We start from the raw sequence: 24,226 nt of genomic DNA, 5'->3' as shown, positions 1-24,226 counted from the left end.
GGGTGCGGCTGCACGCAAGCTTGCAGGTGGAAATCATCCCGCAACAGGACAAGCTCCGGGCTTAAAAACCAGCGCCCTTGGTGCGTTCGGATGAACACGCGGCGCGCTAACGGGAAACTCTGTCTTCCATTGCATGCCGGATGGTGATCAGCGTGATCAGCGCCGCGTAGATCAATGTGGTGATTGCGGCGAAGATAAAGAGGCCTTTGGCGGCTTCGCGATCAACAGCGAAGGCCATTGCCAGCGCAGAGGCGAAACTGAGCACGAAATAGGGCGCAACGACGCGAAGCGGCAGCACCCGTCCTGCCGTCGTCAGGTGCATCGCGCGTAAATCACTTGGAGAATCCGTAAGGTGATCGCGAACCGCGGCTGCAGAGCCCATCAGCGACCAGGGCCAGACGAGGAGCAGAAACGCCATGCTCTCCCAGCTCACGATCTTGGCGTTTTCGGGCCGGAATGTGCCGGTGGCGCGCCAGACAAAGGCAAATGCGATCAACACGCCGACGATCGGCAGGAAATGCAGCAGGAAGGCGGGATAGGTGACATCGACAAAACTATGGCCTGTCAAAAGCGCTATGACCGGCAGCGTGAAGATGACAGCCAAGCTTAAGGACAATAGCGGATACCAAAGCTGAGAGAATAGAAACTGGAATTTCAACCATCCGCGCAGTTTCGGCATATAGGTCCATGAATATTGCAGCACGGTCGCCACCCGGCTGCGTGACCGGTCGAATTCCTGTGCCATGAGATCGGCGAAGGTTGCTGGACCGACGCCATGAGCGATCGCGTCCAGCACGTGCACACCGCGCCAACCGCCGGCATTCATTGCCAGTGTCGTCGAATGCCCGCCCTCGGGCTCCGGCTCGAGCCCGCCAATCTCTTTCAAAGCCGTCGTGCGAATAGCGCAATGCGGGCCGGCGCAAAGCGCTGCCCAGCCATTGTTATAGCCAGCCTGCAACAAGCCTCGAATGCCGGCTTCGGCAAAGAGCCTGCCCCTTGCCGCCCAGCTCGACGCTGCATTCGTGTCAGGGATGCCCGTCGCCGAGACGTAGCCGATACCGGGATCGCGGAACGGTCGGATCATTTCGCGCAGATAGTTTTCGTCCGGCACGTGGTCGGCATCCAGTTGCACGACGAAATCGTAACGTTCGTAGCCGAAGCGATCGTAGAAGGACGTGAGCATGGCATTCCTGCCAGGCGATGGAGCCTCGACGCCTTTGGGCGCCGTGGAGGTGAAGACGCCGTGCTCCATGCACCATTTCATCATATCCAGGTCGGGATTTGCCTCGCTCAACCAGACATCGAAATCGCAGCCGACCTGATCGAGCGCAGCCCGCAATGTCGCCTGCACAACGGGGCGAGGTTCATGGGACGCTCTGGTGACGACCACGGCGATGCGCCCTGCTGGCAACGGCCCGCCACCCTGCGGCATCCGCCGCGCATCGTGGATGATGAAGATGAAATAGGCCGGCAGGCCGGTGATCCAGGCGAGGACCAGCGTGACGAGCAGATAGGATGGCCAACCGATGACGTGATCGCTGCGTAGCCACCAAAGCCAGAAGAAGGTCATTGTCGCCGTCCAGAGGGCGATGGCGATCAGATTGGCAAAGCGCACCCTGCCCTCGAATACCTGCTGCGTTGCCGGACCGATATCGACCGATTTGACCGACGGCTGACGCATGGCGTTGATGGCGATTGCAGTGGCTTTGGCAGCGCGGTTTTTGCTCATGGCGTCACCTCCAGACCAAAAGAGAGTGTGGTGGTGCCCCACCGCTGACAAAAGCCACTTCAATGATGCGCAGGGGCGGATGGCAACCCTTTCGAGGAGTGGGGATCGCCATCCACGGGAACAAATTTACGCACAACACCTCCCTTGCCCTTACTCAACTAACGGTTCTTATGGAGCCGCATGCTGTACTGAAAATACTTTGATTGAGAAGAGTAACGCAAATTTATTGGCAGTAATAATTCGTGTAGATCTCCAATTTTCCTGAGTATCGAATCGCGTCTTAACTTAGTTTATGCAGTGATGATAAAACGACTTTACGCTACGTCAACGGAAATTTGATGAATGATTAGGCAAAATATACTAAATAGCTATTTCGCAGGTGAGGTATTGGCGATCTAGTTCATGGAACGTAGTCCGCTTTCATCAGCGGCCTGCGTGGCGGGGTGGGTGCATTTGCGAGGGGATGGCGCGACCTAAGCGCTTTCGGTCACACCTCCGGCTAATTGGCGCGGCGAGATGTCCGGCCCGAACGGGACAGACAGAAAACGGCCGCCCGCGATATCGCGAACGGCCGTCCCCTCTCAATTCAAAGATGTGGATCAGTTTCGCCAACGACGTGACGGATCGCGATCCAGCCCATTGTCCGAGTTGAAGAAGCGTGAGGCCGCTTCCGTTCGATTGCGGACGTTCATTTTTTTGTAGATGTTGCGGACGTGAACTTTGACCGTGTTCTCGGACAGGCTGAGCTGGTCCGCGATGATCTTGTTCTGTGTCCCCTTGCAAATGAGATCCAATATTTGGACCTCGCGCGTGGTCAGCGCTTGCAGGCTGCCGCTGCGCATGGCGATAGTGTCCTCATAGGGTCTATGGCCGTTGGCAAAACGGGTCTGTGCCTGATAGAGCGGCTGGCTGGCATGTGGCCCGTCCCCAGTGAGCCGGCGCAGCAGCGCCGAGGGGAAGTGTTCGCCACCCTTCATCAGCAGGTCGATCGCTGCCATGAACACGTCGAGACGCAGATTGAGCGGCAGAACGCCGTGTATGTTTCGCCCCTCGACAAGTCTGGCGACGTATGGATCGTGCAGATCGATGGTTTCGACGACCAGCCCGATCGATATTCCGGGTGAGTTTGCCCTTATTGCATGCAAGGTGTCCTGCATTTCCTCGGATTGAAGATGGTATAGCAGGATCAGTTTAACGCCCTCCAGAACATTGCCCTGAAGTGCCTTCGAGTCAGTAATGCTAACGATGTCATATGCCTCAAACCTGGCACCCAAAGTCTGCACCAGGCATTCGGAAAAGAGATCGGCATCCGCCAGTACGACGATAGTCTGTCTCAGGTTTATGATATTATGATTGTCTTCGGCATCCCCTGTTCTTACGCTTGCGATGTACATTTGTGCATCCCCCAAAGCTCGCAGCCATGTCTTGTTAACCCGCTTTTTTGCCGGAATGTTTTTTTATGAGCATCGTGCCCTGATAGGACTGTTTATGCAGTCTTCTTAATTAATGTAAGACTATATTAATCCATGCGATCGTAATTGGAAATTGCCCAAAGGGGTTAGTTTTGCGGCAAAAGCGTTAAAAATTGTCACGAATGTGGGAATTTGGGTAAATTGGGTACCGCTTTAGTGCTTAGTTTTGCACATTTTCGGACATTTCCGTTTAGTTGGCCAACCTCAGGTAGCTGTACTCTACAACCAGGTCGCGGTCCAATCCGTCCGATCGCGGCTACTTTATCAATAGACGACTCTATGCACTGAAGAGTGGCTCAAAGCATAGTAAGCGTCGATATACTTTTTATTACATTTTGAAATTTCATGGACATGATCCATTTTTGCAACGGTTTTAGACTTAGTTAGATTTCTAAAATATATTACTTGGGTGCATCGCGACATTTCGGCGCGTGTAAGTCGGATGGGTTAAGACTGCACGAGTGGGCGATACGCTGCGTGAGGCGGACAGGGCGGCAGGTGGTTCGTGAAATCCCGAAAAATCGAGTGACAACAGCACTTTAAATCCTGTGCGCTCATCCGACGAGATCCGATTTATGAAACCGAAACAGGGCGGTAGCCCGAATTGGTATCTATGAGCTTGTGGCATTTTCGGTCAAAATCCCACTGTTCCGCACCAACCGCGGAATTTTGGGGCAACGGCAATCCGGTTTCTTGTTTCGCGTTCCCGGTCAACCTCCTCCCCCCAAATTTCTAGAGACAGTCGAGAGCAGAATGCGTTGACGCCCACACGGGGCGCCAAGGCGGATTTGCGCCTTTGTTTTGCGTAGCCGCAGATCCCAATGGGCCAGGTCTGAACCAACAGGCCGGTTTGACGGTAGACATGTAGTGCGTAAACCTGCCGCAACGTTAACAGAGTTGGGGCCGTCGCGAGCAGATCCCGTTTAGATGAGAGGGACTTCCGGGACGGCCTCCTCATTCGGAGGAAATGGAAGATGTCTCCTAATTATGATATCGCGAACGTCAGCGCGGAGGACGACCTGAAGGCCGGCGCGCTGGCGGATGGTCTCGCGACCAGTGCCGTCAATTCGACGCAGGTGGATGATGGTTCGACCGGTCTTGTCGGCGTCGCCAATACCAATAACAGCAACAATACCAGTACCAATACCACCGATACGAGTGTCGACGTGAAAAACAACGGCGACAATCGCGACAACACCAACAATGGCGACAATCGTGGCAACAGCTCCGATCAAAACCACGACAATCAGGTAACGACCAATATCAAGGACAATGGCGATAATCGCGACAACAGCTACAATTATGATTACAAAGCGATTACCAAGACCGATACCAATGTCCACACCGAGGCCAACAATAACGGCGACAACCGCGACAACTACTCCTATAGCGACTCCAGCACGCATTCCAACTATAACTTTGGAACGATCAGCGATGTCCATGATGTCGGCAATCTAGGCGTCGCCGGCCATGATCTGACCTTCAATCTCGGGGATGATTACTCCTTCAATCTCAATATTGATGGCGTGCTCAACAACGCGCTCGGTGGCGGCAATGATACCGGATTCAGTCTGGTTCAAGCCAACAATCTCGCCGATCAGGATCAGGCCTATAATGTGGGGATGCAGAACCAAGGTGCCAGCATCAACCTGACAGCCGAGGGTGGCCATTCCCATGCGGACGGTCTCGCTCTCGACCCGACCTTCAATTGGATCGGGGTCCCAAGCGTCGGTCACGACATGACGGGCACGGCAACATCGGATTCTACCGCCATCATCAGCAATTCCGGTTTCCACCAGGAAGTGGTCCAAGGCGCCAATCTGCTCACCAACACAGCGGATATAGCCGTCGGCGGCGATCATCACGTGACCACCTCTGGCCATTCCTGATTTCGAAGCGAGAGCCGCGCATTTTGTGCACCGGCCGGAGGACAGGCCGGTGCACATGCTGTGGCTGAACCTGGATTTCCATGAAATGCAAGCCGTCGGCGGCGGCATCGACCCGGATAAGCCAGGTGTTTGCGAAAGTTGGGGGGCATGTCATGCACGTGGAAAAAATATCGGAGATCATCGCCCACTTCATCGGGCTCTTCGACACGCCGATCGAGGATTTGCGTCTGCGCCTCAGCTATACGGATGCGACATTGCCGGAGGACAAACCGGAAGAACAGACGGACCCGACTGTAGCAAAAGACGACTTCTCTTCCGATCTGACGACAGTCGAGTATGCGCCCGAGGTGAAATATATCTCTGCGCCCTATGTGTTCCGTTACAGCTACTCACCTCTGCACCACGAACCTTATCACGCACGCCTAGGCGATCCCGAAAGCCGCGCCCCGGTGGAGGGCCCCGTCATTAATCGCCCCGCCGCCATCGAGCTCCAGCCTGTGGGCCTGCCGGGGAAGCTTGACATCCACATGGGGCCAGGTTCGGAGACCGACCATTTGGTGCAGGCCAACGTCTTGCGCGACGACGACGTGCTCGACATGACGAATTCTTCCCATCACATCGTTCGCGATGTCTCCGACGTCTACAACTGGCTCGGGCAAGCGACCGCAAAAGGCGAGGAGCTCTCACCGTTTTCCGCCATCCGGCAGCCGGAGAGCACTGACGGCGTGATAAAGATCAACGACGATCTGCACAGCTTTGCCAAAACCATCGAGGCAAACGGCGGCGCCGATATTCAAGCCCCCGACGGAAGCCATTACTTCGCGATTGCCGGCAATCAGCTCGACGGCATATTTATCAACGGTGTACAGGTCACCAGCGTCCCAAATCTCGAAGACTCCATGCCCGCTCGCGGCCTTGCCGCGCCAAAATCGGAGGTCGAAGCGACAGATGGAGCTGTTCATCAGACGGGATCGGGTCCGAACTCTCTCAACATCGTGGCCGGCGGCAATGTCGTTGCAAACCTCGTCAACATCATCGACACGAATGTCATTGCGCACGTCATGGCCGTCATGGGCGATTATCATTCCGTCAACGCGATCTCACAGAGCTATGTTTACAGCGACAACGATAAAGTCGATGGCGTCTTGGGCAATAGTGACCAGTCCTCGCAGAGCGCGTTGACGATCGGCAGGAACATTGCCGGTTTCGAACACAGCCAGTATCAGGAGACCTCAACACCCGACCACACCGATCAAAGCAATTCGGTTTTCCCGAGCTTCTGGCACGTCAGCGTCGTCGAGGGCGACGTCTCGTTCCTGCACTGGACGGAGCAATATAATTTCCTCTCTGACAACGACACGATGCGGGTGACGACCACCGGGGCCGAGACAACGCTGGTGACCGGCGCCAATACCTTGGTCAACATGGCCTCCTATTTTGGTCTCGGCACGCAGTACGACCTGATGATCGTGGGCGGCCATGCGTTCAACATCAACTCGATCAGCCAGATATCGGTGCTCTATAACAACGACGTGGTGTCGGGCACTGAAGCCGGCGACCATGTTCAAACCGGCGGCAACCTGCTCTGGAATCTGGCTTCGATCAACAATGTCGGGCTGTCCGATCGTTTTGCTTCGATGCCCGATTTCGTCAATGACACGGTCAAGAGCATCCAGAATCACGACAATGAGATACCGGACGGGCTTGCCCACAACTCAAGCTTTGCCGGTCAAGCGGCGCTGAATGTTCTTTACGTCACCGGTAACTTCTTCGACCTCAACGTCATCAAGCAGATCAACGTCGTCGGTGATTCCAACATCGTGCACAAGGTCGCAAGTGACGTGGTGGCGAACAATCAGAACGCCACGGTATCGATCGACACCGGCAACGATGCCCTAGTCAATATTGCAAACATTACCGACTATACCGGTGCCGCCCATACGACCTATCTCGCCGGCAATCTCTACACCGATACCGTCCTCATCCAGGGCGGGCTGGTCGACCATGGCCACACGGATGCGAACCAGCAAAGTCACCCGCTGGCCAACGAAGCCATCGCCTTTCTGGACAATCACGATGCGCAAACGACGCAGGCGCAAACAACGCAGGATGGAACCATCGATCTCGGACACGACATGTCTTGGCACAACGGCGCCGTTGGCGACGTCATGCAAACTGTAACGTAATCGGAGACAGTGAGAGGTGCTTCGATGAACCAGATTTCAAAGCTGAGCATGGCGGAAAGCCGGGCAATGCACCTGAAATCGTTGGCTGCTGGGGAGGATGAACAGGTGGTCGAGCGCGACACAGCGTCCTATATGGCGGCCATCGAGAATGCCGTGGAGAGCCTGAAGCGGCTGCGGCGCGGGCCTAAGATCGCGGCAGCACCAGCGCCAGCCTTTCCCGCCCAACCGGCGAAATTGGACGCACCATCCGTAAGCATGGTGGACACGCCAGCCGCCCTCGCCTCCGTGGAGCTTTCTGTGGTGACGGAGGCTGATGGGGCCCCCGCTGCATCTGCGACCGACCTCGAGATGCGGCGGGTGCCGCCTGCTTCGGACATCGATCCGGTCTCTGTGATCGATATAGCACCCGAGGGCGCTCCGGCAGGCGAGCCGCGGCAAGCAGAAATGCCCAAGCCCGAGACACCCAAGTTTGAAATAAAGGTGAGCCACGCTCAGCCGCTACCTCGCACGATCGACAACGATCCCGGTCCAGTTCGTGAGAACGAGCGCCGGGCGCCTGCCAGCGACGGTCATGGTGATGATGGTGACAAGACCAAAGGCAGCGGCGGAGGAGGCAATGGCGGCAGCGTCTTCCACAAGCGCAGCACCCAGCCGATCAATTTCGCCGCTAGCCTGAATAAGGGCATTTCCGTCGTCCAGCACAACATACTGATCGTGATGATCTTCACTTTGGCCATCAATGTCCTGGTGCTGGCAATCCCAATCTATCTCTTCCAGATTTCGGACCGGGTGCTGACCAGCCGCTCGATCGATACACTGGTCATGCTGACCATCGCCGTCATCGGCGCCATCCTCCTGCAGGTCATCTTAGACGCCGTGCGCCGCTTTATCCTGATGCGCACAGCCGTCGAACTAGAAGTTCAGCTCGGCGCGCCGATCCTGAGCGCGGCCGCGCGTGCGTCATTGAACGGCAATGGTCGGGACTACCAGACGCTTGCCGATCTGCAGCAGCTCCGCTCCTTTTTGACCTCGGGCACGCTGCTTGCTTTCCTCGATGCGCCGTTGATGCCGCTTTTTGTCGTCGTCGTCTATCTCGTGCATCCACATCTCGGCATAATCGTCATGACGTGCTGCGCCGTCCTGTTCGGCATCGCCTATCTCAATCAGAAAATGACGGCGAAACAATTCGCCGAAGCCAACGCCTTCGTCAGCCGCGCCAATTTCCATCTCGATTCGATGGCGCGCAACTCGCAGATCATCAATGCGCTGGCGATGATCCCCGAAGCCGTCAAGATGTGGGGCCGAGAGACTGCGGGCTCGCTAAAGTCGCAGGTGGCCGCCCAGGACCGCAACATCATCTTTTCCGGTCTCACCAAGGCTTGCCGCCTGATCACCCAGGTCACCCTGCTCGGCTGGGGCGCGCATCTGTCGCTCTCCGGCGAGTTGACGGGCGGCATGGTGATTGCCGCCTCGATCATCTCCGGCCGAGCACTAGCGCCGGTCGAAGGGGCGATAGAGGGATGGAATCAGTTCAATCACTCCCGCGCCGCCTATGGTCGCATCAAGCAGTTACTGTTGAATTCGCCGCTGAATTTCCCGCGACTGCGCCTACCCAATCCGGAGGGACGGCTGGACGTGGAGCGTATTCTGTTTGTCCCGCCGCCGCAAAAGCGCGTCATTTTGAACGGCATTTCCTTTTCGTTGAAGAAGGGGGAATCGCTTGCCGTCATCGGCAATTCCGGTTCCGGCAAGACGACGCTCGGCAAAATGCTGGTGGGCTCGATCCTGCCAACCTCCGGTAATGTTCGGCTTGATCTTATGGACCTTCGCAATTGGGACCAGCGCCAGTTCGGCGAGAGCATCGGTTACCTGCCTCAGGACGTGCAGCTCTTTCCAGGCACGATCAAGGCCAATATCGGTCGCATGCGCGATGACGTCGAAGATCGGCTGATCTACGAAGCGGCCGTCCTTGCCGATGTGCACGAACTGATCGCCACTTTTCCGCAGGGTTATGAGACGGTGGTCGCCGCCGACGGTGCGCCGCTTTCCGGTGGCCAGAAGCAGCGCATTGCGCTTGCCCGCGCCTTCTTTGGCAATCCGAAGTTTGTCGTCCTCGATGAACCGAATTCCAATCTCGATACCGCCGGCGAGGCGGCCCTTGCCCGCGCGCTCCTCCACGCCAAGAAACAGGGTATCACGACGGTGACGATCACCCAACGCCCTGCCCTGCTGCAGTGCGTCGACAAGATTCTGGTTCTGAAGGACGGATCGGTCGCCATGTTCGGTGAGCGCAGCCAAGTACTGAATACGCTGAGTGGCAAGCCGAAACACGAGATTGGAAACCGGCCGCCATCGGGGATCGAGGGGTGAGCGCCATGTTCACGCGCGACAAAGGCAAAAAGAACAAAATCGACGAACAAGGGCAACTCGAATGGTACAGCGAGGTGCCGCGATCCATCAGGCTCTACAGCATCTCCGGTCTGGCCATTCTGTTCGCCTCCTTCGGGGGGTTCGGCTATTGGGCCGCCACCGCGCCGATCGCCTCTGCCGTCATTGCCCAGGGCAGTTTCGTCGCCACCGGCAACAACAAGATCATCCAGCATCTCGAGGGCGGCATCATTAAGGACCTGATGGTGAGCGAAGGTCAGGTGGTGCAAGAAGGAGATATCCTGCTCACTCTCGATCCGACGGCAGCCCTTGCCAACGATCGGGCGCTGAAGCTGAGACGGCTGAGGCTGGAAACCGTGGTTGCAAGGTTGAGAGCCGAAGCCGAGGGCAGTCAGGAATTCAAGGTCCCCGATATCGTGACGGCGGAGGCTGACGACCCGGATGTGACCTCCCTGATCCAGAGCCAGGTTGTCGTCTTTCACAGCAAACAATCCAAACTGCAGGAACAATTAAACCTTATCGAAAAGAACATCCGTTCGCTCGAATATCGCACACAGGGATATCAGGGTCAGCGGCAGGCCTTCGTGACGCAGCTCGGCCTTTTGACCGACGAACAGGATTCGAAAGAGAAGCTTGCGAAGGAGGGCGTCGTCAGACGTACCGACCTTCTGGCCGTACAGCGCGCGGTGGCGGACGCGATGGGCGAGCTTGCCCGCATCGATGCAGAGCTGAACGAGAACGAAGCTCAGGTGGCCAAATACCGCCAGGAATCGATCATTGCCATCAACACCAACAAGCAGGCGGCGCTCGACGCTTTGGAAACGGCTGAATCCGATCTGGACAGCGTGCGTGAACAGGTGCGTGAGGCGGCGGGCGTTCTCGACCGCACCGTCATTCGCTCGCCGGTCAGCGGTACGGTCATCCGCTCCTACTATCATACCGCCGGCGGTGTCATCACCACGGGCAAGCCGATTATGGAAATATTGCCGAACAATGTCCCGCTGATCATCGAGGCGCAGGTGCTGCGCACCTCGATCGACCAATTGCGTGAAGGAGAAGCTGCGACCATCCGTCTGTCGTCTCTCAACCGGCGCACCACGCCGGTCCTGAACGGCAAGGTCTTTTATGTCTCGGCCGACTCGATCGAGGACAATTCCGGTTCGACGCAGCGCGATGTCTATGTTGTTCGCGTCCAGATCCCGAGCGCGGAGATCAAACGCATTCCCGGCTTCAAGCCTGTACCTGGCATGCCGGCGGATATATTGATCCAGACGTCCGAACGCACCTTTTTCGAATATCTCTCCAAGCCCGTGGTCGACAGTATGTCGCGCGCCTTCAGGGAGCGGTGAGTGTGTTTTTGCCTTTGACCAGTTCAGCGTAGGACCGCGCCATGCCTGCAATGTCCGATATCTTGCTTCGCGTCGGCCGCCTGAACTATGTCTGGACCAATACCGAAAGCCTGTTGATCTACATCATCGCGCATCTATTGAAGGTGGAGAAGGACGCGGCCATCATCGTCTTTCTGACACTGAACACCACGCGCGCGCGTATCGATTTGGTCGAGCGTCTGGCGAAACTGTCGTCAACACCGGTTGAAGACAGCCGTGCTGTGCTCGAGTTGATGGGCCGGCTGAAGCGGGAATCGAAGATGCGCAACAAATACAATCACTGCATCTATTCCTTCGACGAAAACGGCGAAATCTCCAGCACACAGCTCATGCGCCTGGTGGAGGACGACCGGCACGTCAAATACGGCAAGGTGGAGCAACTGGACTTACGCGAAATCGAGAGGCTGGAGAACTCGATCAAGGAGATTGTCGAGATCAGCAAGGCGCTTTGGATCTTCATTCGCGCGAGCCCGACGTTTCATGACGAGCTTTAGGTCGCTTCCGGCGCGCCTAGCGGCGGCTGAGAAGGCCGACCAGATAACCGATGCCGGCTGCGGCCGCGATCATGAAGATCGGCTCCTGGCGAACCCTGTCGCGCAATTGATCGGTCAGTTCCTGCGCTTCCTCGGTGACGACGGACTTTGCGCCCTGCCCGACCGCGGCCATGCTGCGGGAGAGTTTCGTCAGATCCTCACGAAGAGCGACGATCTGGGCGGTCAGATCTTCGACGGCGGTTTCAGCGTGCGCCTGTGCTGAGGCGGATTGGGCGGAAGCGGATTTCGTTTCGGCCATCGTCGGCTCCTTCATTTACCTCAGCTTTCAACGTCAATCCTGGGTAAAGGTTCCGGAGCAATTACTCCCTTCCACGTGATTTCCTCGGTAGCACTTCAATTCCGGTTCGGATTGTTCTAAGGAACTCCGATTGCTTTGCCTGTGGGCGAAGATGGTGTTGATGACGAGGTTTGCCTACCGATGTTCGATGTGTTGAGAAAAATCGCCCAGACCTGGGTTGCCAAGGGCTTGATGCTTATTCTGGCGGCGGCCTTCGGCATATGGGGGGTCGAACGATCGCTCATCAGCGGCAGCGGTAGCAGCACTGTCGTGACGGTCGGCGACCAGCAGATCGGTACCAACGAATTCCGGCTCGCCTATCGTCGTCAGATCCAGGCCATCAGCCAGCAACTGCGAACGCAGATCACGCCGGAGCAGGCGCGTGCCTTTGGCGTCGGACAGCAGACGGTCGCCCAGCTTGTTGCCGGCGCCTCGCTCGACCAGCTTGCCAGCGATATGAATCTCGGCTTGTCGCAGGATCGCCTCGCCCAACTTATCGGCGACGATCCGGCATTCAAGGCGCTGAATGGCGGCTTCGACCGGCAGAAGTTCGAGAGCTTGCTGCGCAACAGCGGCATCAATCCTGACGACTACATCAAGGAACGCAGCAAGGTTGCCGTCCGCAGCCAGATCGTCGAGGCGGTTTCCAATGGCTTTACCGCACCGAAGGTTCTGGTCGACGCCGTCAAGCAATATCATGACGAAGACCGCAGCATCGACTACCTGCTGTTGACCAATGCCAATATCGACCCCATCAAGGCGCCGGCCGAGGACGTGCTCTCGAAGTGGTTCGATGGCGTCAAGTCGAAGTACCGTGCGCCTGAATACCGCAAGATCGCCTATGTGAAACTGCAGCCCGAGGATGTTGCGGATCCCTCAAGCGTGACTGACGACGCGGTTCGTGCCGAGTTCGAGAAGCGCAAGGATAGCTTCACAACGCCGGCAACGCGCACGATCGAACAGCTCAACTTCGCCAATAAGGACCTCGCCAACGCCGCCGCCGACGCGCTGAAGACCGGAACCACCTTTGATCAATTGGTCACCGATCAGGGCAAGAAGCCGGCCGATGTGCTGCTCGGCACCTTCACCAAGGATCAGGTTCCGGATAAGAACATTGCCGAGGCTGCTTTTGCCGTTGCCAAGGAAGGCGGCACGACCCCCGTCGTCGACGGTTCGTTTGGCCCGGTCATTCTGCGCGTTACCAACGTGAAGGCCGAAACGGCGAAGAACTTCGACGATGTCAAGGAAGACATCCGCAAGCAGATCGCGCTCAACAACGCCGCCAATGAGATCAACGATGTTCACGACAAGTTCGAAGACCTGCGCGGCTCCGGTGCCTCCCTGCAGGAAGCTGCTCAGCAAATGAAGCTGAAGATGGTGACCATCGATGCGATCGATGCAACCGGCCTCGACAAGAGTGGCAACGAGATCAAGGACCTGCCCGCCAAGCAGCGATTGCTGGCGGAGGTCTTCAAGGCCGATCAGGGCAGCAATACCGCACCCGTGACCATCGGCAACGACGGCTACGTCTGGTACGACGTGCTGAACATCACGCCCGATCACGATCGCCCGCTCTCCGAGGTGCATGAGAAGGCGGTTGCCGACTGGACCGCCGAGCAGCAGAAGGTCGCGCTCGCCGCCAAGGCCGCCGAACTGAAGCAGGAGGCGCAGAAGGGTAAATCGCTTGCTGACATCGCGGCACCCCTTGGCATCGCTGTCGAAAGCAAGACGAAGGTCACCCGCACCACGGACGACCCGGTTCTCGGCCGTGGCGGCGTCGCTGGCGCATTCTCCGGCCCTGTCGACACGGTCGCCAATGCCGTCGGCGCTGACGATACGACGCAAATCCTGCTGAAGGTCACCGACGTCAATGACAATCCGACGACCGACGCGCTGAACAATGCGGATCAGCAGGCGGCCCAGATTGCCAACGCCGCCGGCGACGACATTCTCGACCAGATCGTCAGCGACCTGCAGTCCAAATATAGCGTCACGGTCAACCAGAGCCTCGCCGAGCAGGCGATGTCTCGCTAGGCCCGGTTGGGAGGATCGATTGCCGATGGCTGAATTGAAACCTTTCCTCGCCAAGGTCGCCAACCGCGAGGCGCTAACACGTGATGAAGCGCGCCAGGCATTCGATATCCTGATGTCGGGCGAGGCGACGCCGTCACAGATCGGCGCCTTCCTGATGGCATTGCGGGTGCGTGGCGAGACGGTCGATGAGATCGTCGGCGCGGTCACCACGATGCGCGCTAAGATGTTGCCCGTGGAAGCGCCGGCAGATGCGATCGATATCGTCGGTACTGGCGGTGATGGCGTCGGCACTTACAATATTTCGACACTCGCCTCCTTCATTGTGGCTGGCGCAGGCGTGCCGGTCGCCAAGCACGGCAACCGCGCCCAAAGCTCCAAGGCTGGCACGGCCGACACGCAATCCGTGCTCGGCATCAAGCTCGATATCGGGCCTGAGGTGATTGCTCGTTGCATCCGCGAGGCCGGCATCGGCTTCATGTTCGCGCAGTTGCACCATTCCTCCATGCGCCATGTCGGCCCGTCGCGCGTCGAGCTTGGCACGCGCACGATCTTCAACCTGCTGGGGCCGTTGTCGAACCCGGCCGGCGTGCGTCGGCAACTGCTCGGCGTCTTTGCGCCACAATGGGTCGTGCCGCTCGCCGAGGTGCTGAGGGATCTGAATGCCGAAAGCGTCTGGGTCGTGCACGGCAATGGTCTGGACGAAATCACCACGACTGGCACCACCTCGGTGGCGGCCCTCGAAAACGGCAGGATCCGCACGTTCGAGCTGACACCTGCCGATTTCGGCCTCCCACACGCCGAACTCGCTGACCTCAAGGGCGGCGATGGTGTCGCCAACGCGGCCGCGCTCAGAAACGTGCTGAGTGGCGCGAAGAACGGCTACCGGGACATCGCGCTGGCCAATGCTGCGGCATCCCTGGTGATTGCCGGCAAGGCGGAAACGCTTCATGATGGCATGAAGCTGGCCACTCAGTCGCTCGACAGCGGCGCGACCGCCGTTGCGCTGGAAAAGCTGATCGCCGTCTCCAATGACGAAGGATAGGATCAGGACATCATGACCGATATCCTCCAGAAGATCGAAGCATATAAGCGTGAAGAGATCGCAGCCGCCAAGGCCAAGATATCGCTTGCCGATCTCAAGGCAATGCAGGCCGGGCAGTCGGCGCCACGCGGCTTCCATAAGGCGCTCGTCGCCAAGAAGAATGCCGGTGCTTTCGGCCTGATCGCCGAGATTAAGAAGGCGAGCCCTTCCAAGGGGCTCATTCGCCCTGATTTCGATCCGCCCGCCCTTGCGAAGGCCTACGAATTGGGCGGCGCAGCCTGCCTCTCGGTGCTGACGGATCGTCCGAGTTTTCAGGGAGCGCCGGAATTCCTGACCGCTGCCCGCGCCGCCTGCTCCCTGCCGGCATTGCGCAAGGATTTCATGTTCGAAACCTACCAGGTCCACGAGGCGCGTGCTTGGGGTGCTGATTGCATTCTCCTGATCATGGCTTCGCTTTCCGACAGTGATGCAGAGCGTCTGCAGGATGAAGCCTTCGGCCTCGGCATGGATGTGCTTATCGAAGTGCACGACGCCGAAGAGATGGAGCGGGCGTTGAAGCTGTCTTCGCCCCTCGTCGGCATCAACAATCGCAATCTGCGCACCTTCGAAGTCAACCTGGCGGTGAGTGAAACCCTGTCGACCATGGTTCCCGAAGGCCGGCTGCTGGTCGGCGAAAGCGGCGTCTTCACCCATGCCGACTGCAAGCGTCTCGAGGCTGCCGGCATCACCACCTTCCTCGTCGGCGAGAGCCTGATGCGCAGGGACGATGTGACGGCTGCGACGCGGCTGCTGCTCACCGGCGAAACCGACGTTCTGGCGGCCGAGTGAAATGAGCGCGCAGAAAGCCGGCCTTACCCATATCGGCACGTCCGGCGAGGCGCGCATGGTCGATGTCGGCGACAAGGCCGAGACGATCCGCATTGCCACCGCCGAAGGCCATGTGAAGATGAAGCCGGAAACACTGGCGCTGATCAGTGAACGCAATGCCAAAAAAGGCGATGTCATCGGCACCGCCAGGCTCGCCGGTATCATGGCCGCCAAGCAAACCGCCAATCTCATCCCGCTCTGCCACCCGCTGATGCTGACGAAGGTGACGGTCGATATCGCCGAAGACGCTGCCCTGCCCGGCTTGCGCGTGACTGCTACCGCTAAACTCACCGGCCGTACCGGCGTCGAGATGGAGGCGCTGACGGCCGTCTCCGTCGCATGCCTGACGATCTACGACATGGCCAAGGCTGCCGACCGGATGATGGAGATCGGCGGTATCAGGCTTTTGCAGAAATCCGGCGGCAAATCCGGCGATTTCCGTCACCCGGAGGTCTGACACCTATGAGCCTTTTACCCGTTGCCGATGCCCAGGCGCGTCTGTTGAATAGCACAACGCCGCTCCATCGCGTCGAGAGCATTCCACTCGACATGGCTGAAGGCCGGGTTCTGGCCAAGGATCTGACCGCACGCTTGACGCAACCACCCTTCGATGCGTCGGCGATGGATGGCTATGCACTGCGTTTCGAAGACGCCGCCGAGCCCGGCGCGCTGCTGACAGTGATCGGTGTTTCCGCCGCGGGCCGCGCTTTCGAAGGTAGCGTCGGCAAAGACCAAGCAGTGCGCATCTTCACGGGCGCGCCAGTTCCCGCCGGCGCCGATTGTGTGCTGTTGCAGGAAGACACCGTAGGGCTGGAGGACGGCCGCATCCGCACCACCTATCCCCTGCGCAAAAAACAGCATGTCCGTCCGCGCGGACAGGACTTCGCCGAAGGTGAAGCGGTGCTCAGCGCAGGCACGGTGATGGATTTTTCGCGGCTGACGGTAGCCGCCGCTATGAATCATCCGATGCTCGATGTCTATCGCCGCCCATTGGTGGCGATCCTCGCGACGGGCGACGAGTTGGTAACACCGGGCAGCAAGCCCGGCCCATCGCAGATCATTGCCTCGAATACATTCGGCATCGCCGCGCTTGCCCGCAGTGCCGGTGCTCATGTGCTCGATCTCGGCATTGTGCCTGACGACAGGGCGGAAATTACCGCCGCCATCGGCCGAGCGCAGGTGGCGAAGGCCGATGTCATCGTTACACTCGGCGGCGCCTCGGTCGGCGATCATGATCTCGTGCAGTCGACCATGATCGCAGGCGGTATGCAGCTCGATTTCTGGCGTATCGCCATGCGTCCCGGCAAGCCGCTGATGGTCGGCAGCCTCGGCGAAACCCATGTCCTCGGACTTCCCGGCAACCCGGTCTCGAGCCTCGTCTGCGGCCTGTTGTTCTTGGAGCCGCTGATCCGCAAACTCGCCTCACTGCCGCCGGTGAAGCGGGAAAGCATGGCGCGGACGGCCGTTAGGCTCACCGCCAACGATCAGCGCCAGGACTATGTGCGCGCGACACTGACGAAATCCGCAGATGGCGTATGGATCGCCGAGCCTTTTTTCAAGCAGGATTCGTCTATGATGAAGGTCTTTTCCCGCTCCGATTGCCTCATCATCCGCCCGGTGCAGGCGCCCGAGCTTGCTGCCGGTTCCGAATGCCCGGTTCTATTGTTGCGCCCGGAGTTGCTGAGCTAATCTAAGCCGGATATGAAAAAACCGGGCAGTTTGACCCGCCCGGCATCAAATTCGTCAAATTCGAAGAGAAATTACTTCGCCGGCTTCTCGTGATGGCCGCCGAAGCCGGCGCGCATGGCCGAGAGGACTTTGTTGGCATAGTCGTCATTGCCGCGCGAGGCGAAGCGGCCGTAAAGGGCGGCGCTGAGGACAGGCGTCGGGACGCCTTCGTCGATTGCAGCCGAAATGGTCCAGCGGCCCTCGCCCGAATCCGAAACTCGGCCGGCATATTGCGACAGGGCTGCGTCGCCGTGTAGCGCGTCGGCGGTAAGGTCGAGCAGCCACGAGGTGATGACGCTGCCGCGGCGCCAGACTTCGCTGATTTCGGCGATGTCGAGGTTGTATTGATAATATTGCGGATGCGACAGCGGCGCGGTTTCGGCGTCGGCTTCGGTCGTCTGCAGCCCGATATTGGCGTGACGCAGCACGTTGAAGCCTTCGGCGTAGGCGGCCATCAGGCCATACTCGATGCCATTATGGACCATCTTGACGAAATGGCCGGCGCCGGACGGGCCGCAATGCAGATAGCCTTGCTCGGCGGTGCTGACACTTGCGGCCGCTTCGGAGCGCATCTTGGAGGGAGCGACATCGCCGACGCCCGGCGCGAGCGTTGCGAAGATCGGCGACAGATGCTGAACCGTGGCCTTTTCACCGCCGATCATCAGGCAATATCCGCGCTGCAGGCCGAAAACGCCGCCGCTGGTGCCGACGTCGACATAATGAATGCCCTTCGGCTTCAACTCTTCGGAGCGGCGGATATCGTCATGATAATAGGAGTTGCCGCCGTCGATGACGATATCGCCCTCTTCGAGCAGCGGAACGATCTTGGCCAGCTCCTTGTCGACGATCGCAGCCGGCAGCATCAGCCAGACGGCGCGGGGACGAGAGAGCTTCGATACGAAATCTTCGAGCGACGTGCTGCCGGTGGCGCCGAGCTGTTCAAGCGCCGAGATGCTTTCCGGACGCGCATCGAAAACGACGGCGCTGTGGCCGCCCTTCAGCAGGCGCTGCACCATGTTGCTGCCCATGCGGCCGAGGCCAATCATTCCGATTTGCATATGTCAGTCTCCTAGGAGGGGTTTAATCGTTTTGAAAAGTCCATAAAGACATTTCGCAGCATTTGCCAATGAACAAATGACGGGCGAGCTATGCAGGTGCGCGGGACCGGACAGAAAATACCGAGCTCACGCATCTGTGATATTTCGCCGTCACTATTCCTGCTTTGTCTCGCAACCGCGTCTGCGCAATTGCCGATAAGCCGGGCATCTAAACCGCCTTGATAGCACAAATCGTGCTTCTTAGGCTTGAACAGAAACGGCTATTTCAACAAAGCCATCAAAATTCAAGAATCCACCGTGGCCAGTCGCGTGCATAGTTTCGCCCGCGCGTTCAAAGTGGCATTTCCGGCGAGCGCGTGTTTGCCTTCTCTACCGCCAAGGCTCTTTCTCCTGAGCCGCCAATCCGATCCTTCGATCATGGACGTTTCAGATCACTTGAACTTCGGAAAGGACTTTATCATGCCGACCATTAGGACCAAAGACCGAACCATCGACCTGATGAACAACGAGCGCACGGTCAAGCTGAATGATGAAACGATCGCGCTGAAGCACTACGAGGGGGCCCATACGGACGGCGACATCTCCGTTTATTTCCAGGAATCTGATGTCCTTCATAATCGACGGCATGATCAAGGCGGCCGATGCCAATGTGGCCGCGACGACGAACAAGACCATCGTCATCCCGGGGCATGGACCGATTGGTGATAAGAAGCAGCTGATTGCCTATCGTGACATGCTGAAGGCGGTGCGCGACGATGTCGCCAAGCTGAAGAAGAAGGGCCATTCGCTTGACGAGGTCGTCGCGGTAAAACGGTCGGCGAAATTCGATGCGAAATGGGGTAAGTTCGTCATCGATCTGAGTTTCTTCACACAGCACGTCCATGAAGGCGTCTAACGTTATTTGCTCAAAGGAGGCACCATGACTGCTCGCCTGAAACTGCCGCTCGTTCCGGCAGCATTCTTTGGGATGGTGCTCGGTCTCTCCGGTCTCGGCAATACCTGGCGCGCAGCGACGCGTGTTTGGCACTTACCTGCGGCGATCGGTGAGGCGATTACCTTCGTCTCTGTCGCCGTCTGGGCGGTACTGATCGTGCTCTATGCCTTGAAATGGGCGGCGGCTCGCGAAGAGGCGCTGAAGGAATTGTTCCATCCCGTGCAGTGTTGCTTCGTCGGCCTCGTCGGCGTCGCCACCATGCTGGTGGCCGGCGGTTTGCTGCCTTACTCGCGCGTCGGCGCTGAAACTTTGTTCATTCTTGGGGCAATCTACACGCTCGCCTTCGCAGTCTGGAGAACCGGCGGTCTATGGCAGGGTGAGCGCGATGTCGCCGCCACGACGGCAGTGCTTTATCTGCCTGGTGTCGCCGGAAGTTTCGTAACGGCCACCGTTGCGGCGGCGCTCGGCTTTCCAGATTGGGGCGAGCTTTTCTTCGGTGCTGCCTTCTTTGCCTGGTTGGCGCTTGAATCCGCTTTGTTGCACCGCCTTCTGACGGCGCCAGCATTGGCTGGGCCGCTGCGCCCAACGCTGGGTATCCAACTTGCACCGCCGGCCGTTGGGGCGGTCGCCTATATCAGCGTCACGCAGGGGCCGCCCGACCTCATCGTGCATGCCATGATCGGCTACGGCATCCTGCAGGCCTTGATTATGCTGCGCCTGCTGCCGTGGATCGCCAAGGATGGCTTTAGCCCCGCCTACTGGGCCTTCACCTTCGGCGTGACTGCGCTGGCGACAGCGCCTTTGCGTCTGATCGAGCGCAGCGACGTCGGCCCGGTTGCGCAATTGGCGCCGATCCTGTTCATCGCCGCCAATATCACCGTCGGGCTGATCGCGATCGCCACGATCTGGCTCATTGCCAATCGCAAACTGACCATCGGCTGGGCGGATTTGTCGCGCGCAAATACCGCCGCCGTGCGATAGCGCCGATTTTGCGCGCTGCGCCGGAGAGTTCGGGAGCAGACATGCTGGATCACGTTACAATCGGGGTGAGCGATGTGGAACGGTCGAAGGCCTTTTACGACGCGACCTTGCTCCTGCTCGGTATCGAGCGTTGATATGCGCAGGGCGTGGTTATTGCGGGATATGGGATCAGGCCGAGGGCCTGCTTCTGGATAGGAAATCGGGACGCAGCACAAACGCGTGTTCACGTCGCTTTCACTGCTCAAGGCAGAGCCGTCGTTGATCAGTTCTATGAAGCGGCGCTGGCGGCAGGTGGATTGGACAATGGAGCGCCAGGCATCCGGTCTCCCTATCACCCCGACTACCAAGGCGCTTTTGTTCTTGACTCGACGGACATAACATCGAGGCTGTCTGTCGCTTGGCGGTGGGTTAGGTCTGCGCATAAGTCGCATGCCCCTTCGAGGTAGGGCGCTGATTATTCGACCGGCGGACCGACGTAGCGTGCGCGTGGCCGGATAAGGCGGCCGCTCGTGGATTGCTCCATGGCGTGCGCCAGCCACCCGACTGTGCGAGCAAGTGCGAACATGATCAATGGCGCATCCTGTGGCAGATGGTAGGCCGAAGTCATAGCTGTCAGCGCAAAATCAACGTTGACGCGTTCTCCAACCAGCTCTTCGGCCACGCCCCTGACCTCTGCGAACAAAGGCGGCAGCGTAAAGCAGGCAAGCAGAGCCCGGGCGCGCGCATCGCCGTCGGGATAGAGCGGGTGACCGACTGCCGGTATCGGCCGCCCTTCGGCAAGGTAACTGCGTACCGCCTCCTCTGCGCCGATCGCGGCGGCGCGGGCAATCAACGAACGCACGCCTTGCCACGCGCCGCCATGCAGCGGCCCGGTCAGCGTCGACAGGCCGGAGAGCGCTGCGGCTGATAGTGTCGCACCGGCAGACGCGGTGATTCGCGCGGTGAAGGTCGAGGCATTGAGCTCGTGGTCGGCGAAGAGCACGAGGGAGCGACGGATGAGTTCGTCGGCGTCCGGCCGGTTCCAGGCTGCCGCGAGGCGCTGATGCAGCGGCAAATGAGGTAGCCCCGGTGCCAACGCATTGGCGACGGTACCTAATACGCTTTCGGCTTCGGTCTGCAGCGCCGGTAGCGATCGTCCAAGTGATGGCAGGTCGGTGCTGGCGCGCTCGGCCAAAGCGCAAAAGGCCGCCGTTAGGGCGGGTGGCCTGCCATTGCCGCCCTGCCCTTCCGGCCGCCGCAAGGGTCGCCTCATGTCCCATAGGAGTAGTGCGATTTCCTCGAGCGTCGCATGGTCGGCAAGCTTGGCCGCATCCTGCCCGCGATAAAACAGCCGTCCTTGCGCGACGGTCGACAACGCCGAAGGCAGCACCGGATCACCCCATTGGATGGCATCGGCCGCCACGGCTTCAGTTCTTCGGCGTCCGGCGTTCCTGGCCGCCAGGCGCTTGACGTCATCGGTGAAATAAAGGCTCCGCCGCGTATCACTCGGATCGGGCTTCGCGCGAATGCGGCCACGGCTGACATTGGCGTACAACGTCTGCGATTTGGTGCCCAGCAGGTTCAATGCCTGCTCCGCCGTCAGCCAGCTCATAGTCCCTCATATTGATCAATTGCATCAAGATTGACGTCAATAAAAATAGGACTCATCTAAGTGCATAGTCAAAGGAGAATGACAATGAACAGTGGTCTCGAAGATATTGTTGCCGCCGAAACCAAGCTGTCCGATGTGGATGGCGCCGCCGGCCGGCTGATCATTCGCGGTGTGTCGCTGGACGATCTGGTCGCTACCAGCCGCTTTGAGGATGTTGCCGCGCTGCTGCTCGATGGCCTGTTCGAGGAACATGCCGATGCCGCAAGCATCAGGTCAAAATTGGGTGCTGCACGCGTGAACCTGTTCGCCCATGTCAATGCGGCGGATGCGGTTTTGCTGGCCCTGCCGCCAGTTGAAGCCATGAGGGCGCTTTTGGCTCGTATCGAAGACGGCGAAAATTTTGGCACCGCTATCGGCTTGATGGCTGCGCCAGCCGTGTTCCTGCCTGCGCTGCTGCGCCTTCAAAATGGTGAAAAGCCGATCAAACCGGATGCGTCCCTGTCGCAATCTGCAGACATCCTGCGCATGCTGACAGGCAAGGCTCCAACGCCGCAGCAGACGGCGGGCCTCGACGCCTATCTGGTGACGATCTCGGATCACGGGCTGAATGCGTCCACCTTCGCCGCTCGCGTCATCGCGTCGACCCATGCCGGCCTGACCTCGTCGGTATTGGCGGCGATCAGCGCCTTGAAGGGACCGCTGCATGGTGGCGCGCCCGGACCGGTGCTCGATATGCTCGATGCGGTCGGAGAGCCGGCCAATGCCCGCGCGTGGCTGTCTAAGGCACTCGATCACGGTGAGCGGCTGATGGGTTTCGGCCACCGTGTCTATCGCGTCCGCGATCCGCGTGCCGATGCACTCAAGACGGCACTGCGGCCGATTTTTGCGAGTGGTCAGGCAGACGCCGGCCGCATCGCGCTTGCCGAGGCGATCGAGGCGGCGGCGCTAGCGCTTTTGAGGGAACGCAAGCCGGACCGTCCGCTCGAAACCAATGTCGAATATTATACCGCCCTATTGCTCGATGCCCTCGGTTTTCCGCGCAATGCCTTCACCGGTGTATTCGCCATCGGCCGCACGGTGGGCTGGATTGCCCATGCGCGCGAACAGATGCTCGACGGCCGCCTGATCCGTCCGCAGTCGCGTTATGTCGGACCGTTGCCGAAGGCTGCATAGTAACAGCTGGCCAGGTGCATCGACCTTTTAAGCGGCCGCGACCTGTCGCGGCCGCATCAGCGCCTCGCGGATATGGCGGGCCAGTTCGGTTGCCGCTGGCGCCGCTTCGCTTTTCGACAAGTAGAGATTGACGGAAAAGACGGGCAGGTCCGGCAAACCGTCGCCCGCGCCGAGTATATCGAGGTCGGCGGGTACGGTCGACGTAAGCCAGGCGGTGACCGCGAGGTCGGTGCGAACCGTGGCTGTCGTCGCCTCGATATTGCCGTTCTCGAATACAGTGCGCCAGCGCCTACCATCGTCGCGCAATGCTGCGAAGACCGAGGGCCGGAACGCACAGGTATCGGCCACCATCGAAATCGGCAATGGATTCTTGCGGTAGGCGCTGCCCGCTTTGGCACCCACCCAAACAAGCCGGTCGATCGCCAGGCATTCGCCCTTGGACGTTCCGAGCGGCTCCTCGATGATGCCGAGATCGATCGCACCATTGTCGAGCGCCTGCATCAACTCGGGCGATGAGCCGCAGACCAGCGAAATCTCTACCTGCGGATGTCGTTCGGCATAGGATCTGAGAACCGGCGCCAGAACCGTTCCGACAAGATCATGGGGCACACCGAGCCGCACGCTGCCTTCTATGGTGGTTTGCGTCATGTCGGCCCAAATATCGTCATTGAGGATCAGTAGGCGGCGGGCATTGCCGAGCAGTCGTTCGCCGGCATCGGTCAGCCGCAATCCGCGCTTTTCCCGTTCGAACAGAGCACAGCCGAGCATCTCCTCCAATCGTTTGATCTGCTGGCTGACGGCACCCTGCGTCATGTGCAGCATATTGCCGGCAACCGTCATGCTGCCGTGATCGGCAACGGCAGCGAAGGTCCTGATCAGCGCTATATCGAAGTTTCTAGCCATAACGCCATTATAAACGCTAATGCACCGATCCT

Annotated in this window: 19 protein-coding genes and 1 pseudogene; 14 read left to right on the top strand and 6 right to left on the bottom strand. The window is 59.0% G+C overall.

Features of this window, described 5'->3' with window-relative positions; translation table 11 throughout:
* Nucleotides 1-106: 106 nt before the first annotated feature.
* Nucleotides 107-1,729 (bottom strand): glycosyltransferase, encoded by a 1,623-nt coding sequence (locus PY650_RS17150; protein WP_285880616.1) that lies wholly within the window; start codon nucleotides 1,727-1,729, stop codon nucleotides 107-109.
* A 599-nt stretch (nucleotides 1,730-2,328) separates the two neighbouring features.
* Entirely contained in the window at nucleotides 2,329-3,123 is a 795-nt protein-coding gene (locus PY650_RS17145) for a helix-turn-helix transcriptional regulator (RefSeq protein WP_285880615.1), read from the bottom strand.
* 1,052 nt (nucleotides 3,124-4,175) lie between these two features.
* Here PY650_RS17145 and PY650_RS17140 point away from each other — a divergent pair.
* The 5 genes from PY650_RS17140 to PY650_RS17120 all read left to right on the top strand — a co-directional run bounded on the left by PY650_RS17140 (nucleotide 4,176) and on the right by PY650_RS17120 (nucleotide 11,546).
* Entirely contained in the window at nucleotides 4,176-5,090 is a 915-nt protein-coding gene (locus PY650_RS17140) for a fibrinogen-binding protein (RefSeq protein WP_285880614.1), read from the top strand.
* A gap of 152 nt (nucleotides 5,091-5,242) precedes the next feature.
* Complete coding sequence (locus PY650_RS17135) at nucleotides 5,243-7,276, top strand: autotransporter outer membrane beta-barrel domain-containing protein (protein ID WP_285880613.1); 2,034 nt, start codon at nucleotides 5,243-5,245, stop codon at nucleotides 7,274-7,276.
* A gap of 24 nt (nucleotides 7,277-7,300) precedes the next feature.
* Nucleotides 7,301-9,646, top strand: a complete 2,346-nt coding sequence (locus PY650_RS17130) for a type I secretion system permease/ATPase (protein ID WP_432761543.1) — start codon at nucleotides 7,301-7,303, stop codon at nucleotides 9,644-9,646.
* 5 nt (nucleotides 9,647-9,651) lie between these two features.
* A complete protein-coding gene (locus PY650_RS17125) occupies nucleotides 9,652-11,013 on the top strand; it encodes an HlyD family type I secretion periplasmic adaptor subunit (RefSeq protein WP_285880612.1) in 1,362 nt (453 codons plus the stop codon).
* A 41-nt stretch (nucleotides 11,014-11,054) separates the two neighbouring features.
* Nucleotides 11,055-11,546 carry a hypothetical protein gene (locus PY650_RS17120; RefSeq protein WP_285880611.1) on the top strand — a complete coding sequence of 164 codons (492 nt, stop codon included), beginning with the start codon at nucleotides 11,055-11,057 and terminating at the stop codon, nucleotides 11,544-11,546.
* Between the two features lie 16 nt (nucleotides 11,547-11,562).
* On the opposite strand, the gene PY650_RS17115 is transcribed toward PY650_RS17120, so the two are convergent.
* A complete protein-coding gene (locus PY650_RS17115; protein ID WP_285880610.1) occupies nucleotides 11,563-11,844 on the bottom strand; it encodes a hypothetical protein in 282 nt (93 codons plus the stop codon).
* A gap of 180 nt (nucleotides 11,845-12,024) precedes the next feature.
* On the opposite strand from PY650_RS17115, the gene PY650_RS17110 reads away from it, so the two are divergent.
* From PY650_RS17110 to PY650_RS17090, 5 genes are read left to right on the top strand one after another with little or no spacing between them, the layout of a single operon-like run.
* Nucleotides 12,025-13,917, top strand: a complete 1,893-nt coding sequence (locus PY650_RS17110; protein WP_285880609.1) for a peptidylprolyl isomerase — start codon at nucleotides 12,025-12,027, stop codon at nucleotides 13,915-13,917.
* Nucleotides 13,918-13,942: 25 nt separating this feature from the next.
* Nucleotides 13,943-14,959, top strand: coding sequence for an anthranilate phosphoribosyltransferase (gene trpD, locus PY650_RS17105; protein ID WP_285880608.1), 1,017 nt, complete (start codon nucleotides 13,943-13,945; stop codon nucleotides 14,957-14,959).
* 12 nt (nucleotides 14,960-14,971) lie between these two features.
* On the top strand, nucleotides 14,972-15,787 hold the full coding sequence (gene trpC, locus PY650_RS17100) for an indole-3-glycerol phosphate synthase TrpC (RefSeq protein WP_285880607.1): 816 nt from the start codon (nucleotides 14,972-14,974) through the stop codon (nucleotides 15,785-15,787).
* 1 nt (nucleotide 15,788) lies between these two features.
* Nucleotides 15,789-16,283 carry a cyclic pyranopterin monophosphate synthase MoaC gene (gene moaC, locus PY650_RS17095; RefSeq protein WP_285880606.1) on the top strand — a complete coding sequence of 165 codons (495 nt, stop codon included), beginning with the start codon at nucleotides 15,789-15,791 and terminating at the stop codon, nucleotides 16,281-16,283.
* A 5-nt stretch (nucleotides 16,284-16,288) separates the two neighbouring features.
* Entirely contained in the window at nucleotides 16,289-17,515 is a 1,227-nt protein-coding gene (locus tag PY650_RS17090; RefSeq protein ID WP_285880605.1) for a molybdopterin molybdotransferase MoeA, read from the top strand.
* Between the two features lie 71 nt (nucleotides 17,516-17,586).
* Here the strand turns inward: PY650_RS17090 and gnd are convergent, their stop codons facing one another.
* Nucleotides 17,587-18,612, bottom strand: coding sequence for a phosphogluconate dehydrogenase (NAD(+)-dependent, decarboxylating) (gene gnd, locus PY650_RS17085; RefSeq protein ID WP_285880604.1), 1,026 nt, complete (start codon nucleotides 18,610-18,612; stop codon nucleotides 17,587-17,589).
* 604 nt (nucleotides 18,613-19,216) lie between these two features.
* On the opposite strand from gnd, the gene PY650_RS17080 reads away from it, so the two are divergent.
* The 3 genes and pseudogenes from PY650_RS17080 to PY650_RS17070 all read left to right on the top strand — a co-directional run bounded on the left by PY650_RS17080 (nucleotide 19,217) and on the right by PY650_RS17070 (nucleotide 20,939).
* Nucleotides 19,217-19,507 (top strand): hypothetical protein, encoded by a 291-nt coding sequence (locus PY650_RS17080; RefSeq protein ID WP_285880603.1) that lies wholly within the window; start codon nucleotides 19,217-19,219, stop codon nucleotides 19,505-19,507.
* A gap of 24 nt (nucleotides 19,508-19,531) precedes the next feature.
* On the top strand, nucleotides 19,532-20,527 hold the full coding sequence (gene tehA / locus PY650_RS17075; protein WP_285880602.1) for a dicarboxylate transporter/tellurite-resistance protein TehA: 996 nt from the start codon (nucleotides 19,532-19,534) through the stop codon (nucleotides 20,525-20,527).
* Between the two features lie 41 nt (nucleotides 20,528-20,568).
* Nucleotides 20,569-20,939, top strand: a pseudogene (locus PY650_RS17070) (VOC family protein).
* Between the two features lie 42 nt (nucleotides 20,940-20,981).
* Here PY650_RS17070 and PY650_RS17065 read toward each other — a convergent pair.
* Nucleotides 20,982-22,118, bottom strand: a complete 1,137-nt coding sequence (locus PY650_RS17065; RefSeq protein ID WP_285880600.1) for a citrate synthase — start codon at nucleotides 22,116-22,118, stop codon at nucleotides 20,982-20,984.
* 84 nt (nucleotides 22,119-22,202) lie between these two features.
* On the opposite strand from PY650_RS17065, the gene PY650_RS17060 reads away from it, so the two are divergent.
* The gene (locus PY650_RS17060; RefSeq protein WP_285880598.1) at nucleotides 22,203-23,291 is read left to right on the top strand and encodes a citrate synthase/methylcitrate synthase; all 1,089 of its coding nucleotides are present in this window, start codon (nucleotides 22,203-22,205) and stop codon (nucleotides 23,289-23,291) included.
* Between the two features lie 27 nt (nucleotides 23,292-23,318).
* Here the strand turns inward: PY650_RS17060 and PY650_RS17055 are convergent, their stop codons facing one another.
* Nucleotides 23,319-24,194: a LysR family transcriptional regulator gene (locus PY650_RS17055; protein WP_285880597.1), complete on the bottom strand. Its 876-nt coding sequence runs from the start codon at nucleotides 24,192-24,194 to the stop codon at nucleotides 23,319-23,321.
* Nucleotides 24,195-24,226: the final 32 nt, after the last annotated feature.

The organism is Martinezella calliandrae (assembly GCF_030272695.1).
Lineage (GTDB): Bacteria > Pseudomonadota > Alphaproteobacteria > Rhizobiales > Rhizobiaceae > Rhizobium > Rhizobium calliandrae.
Note: the sequence above shows the minus strand (reverse complement) of the source record. Positions and strands in the feature narration are given on the sequence as shown.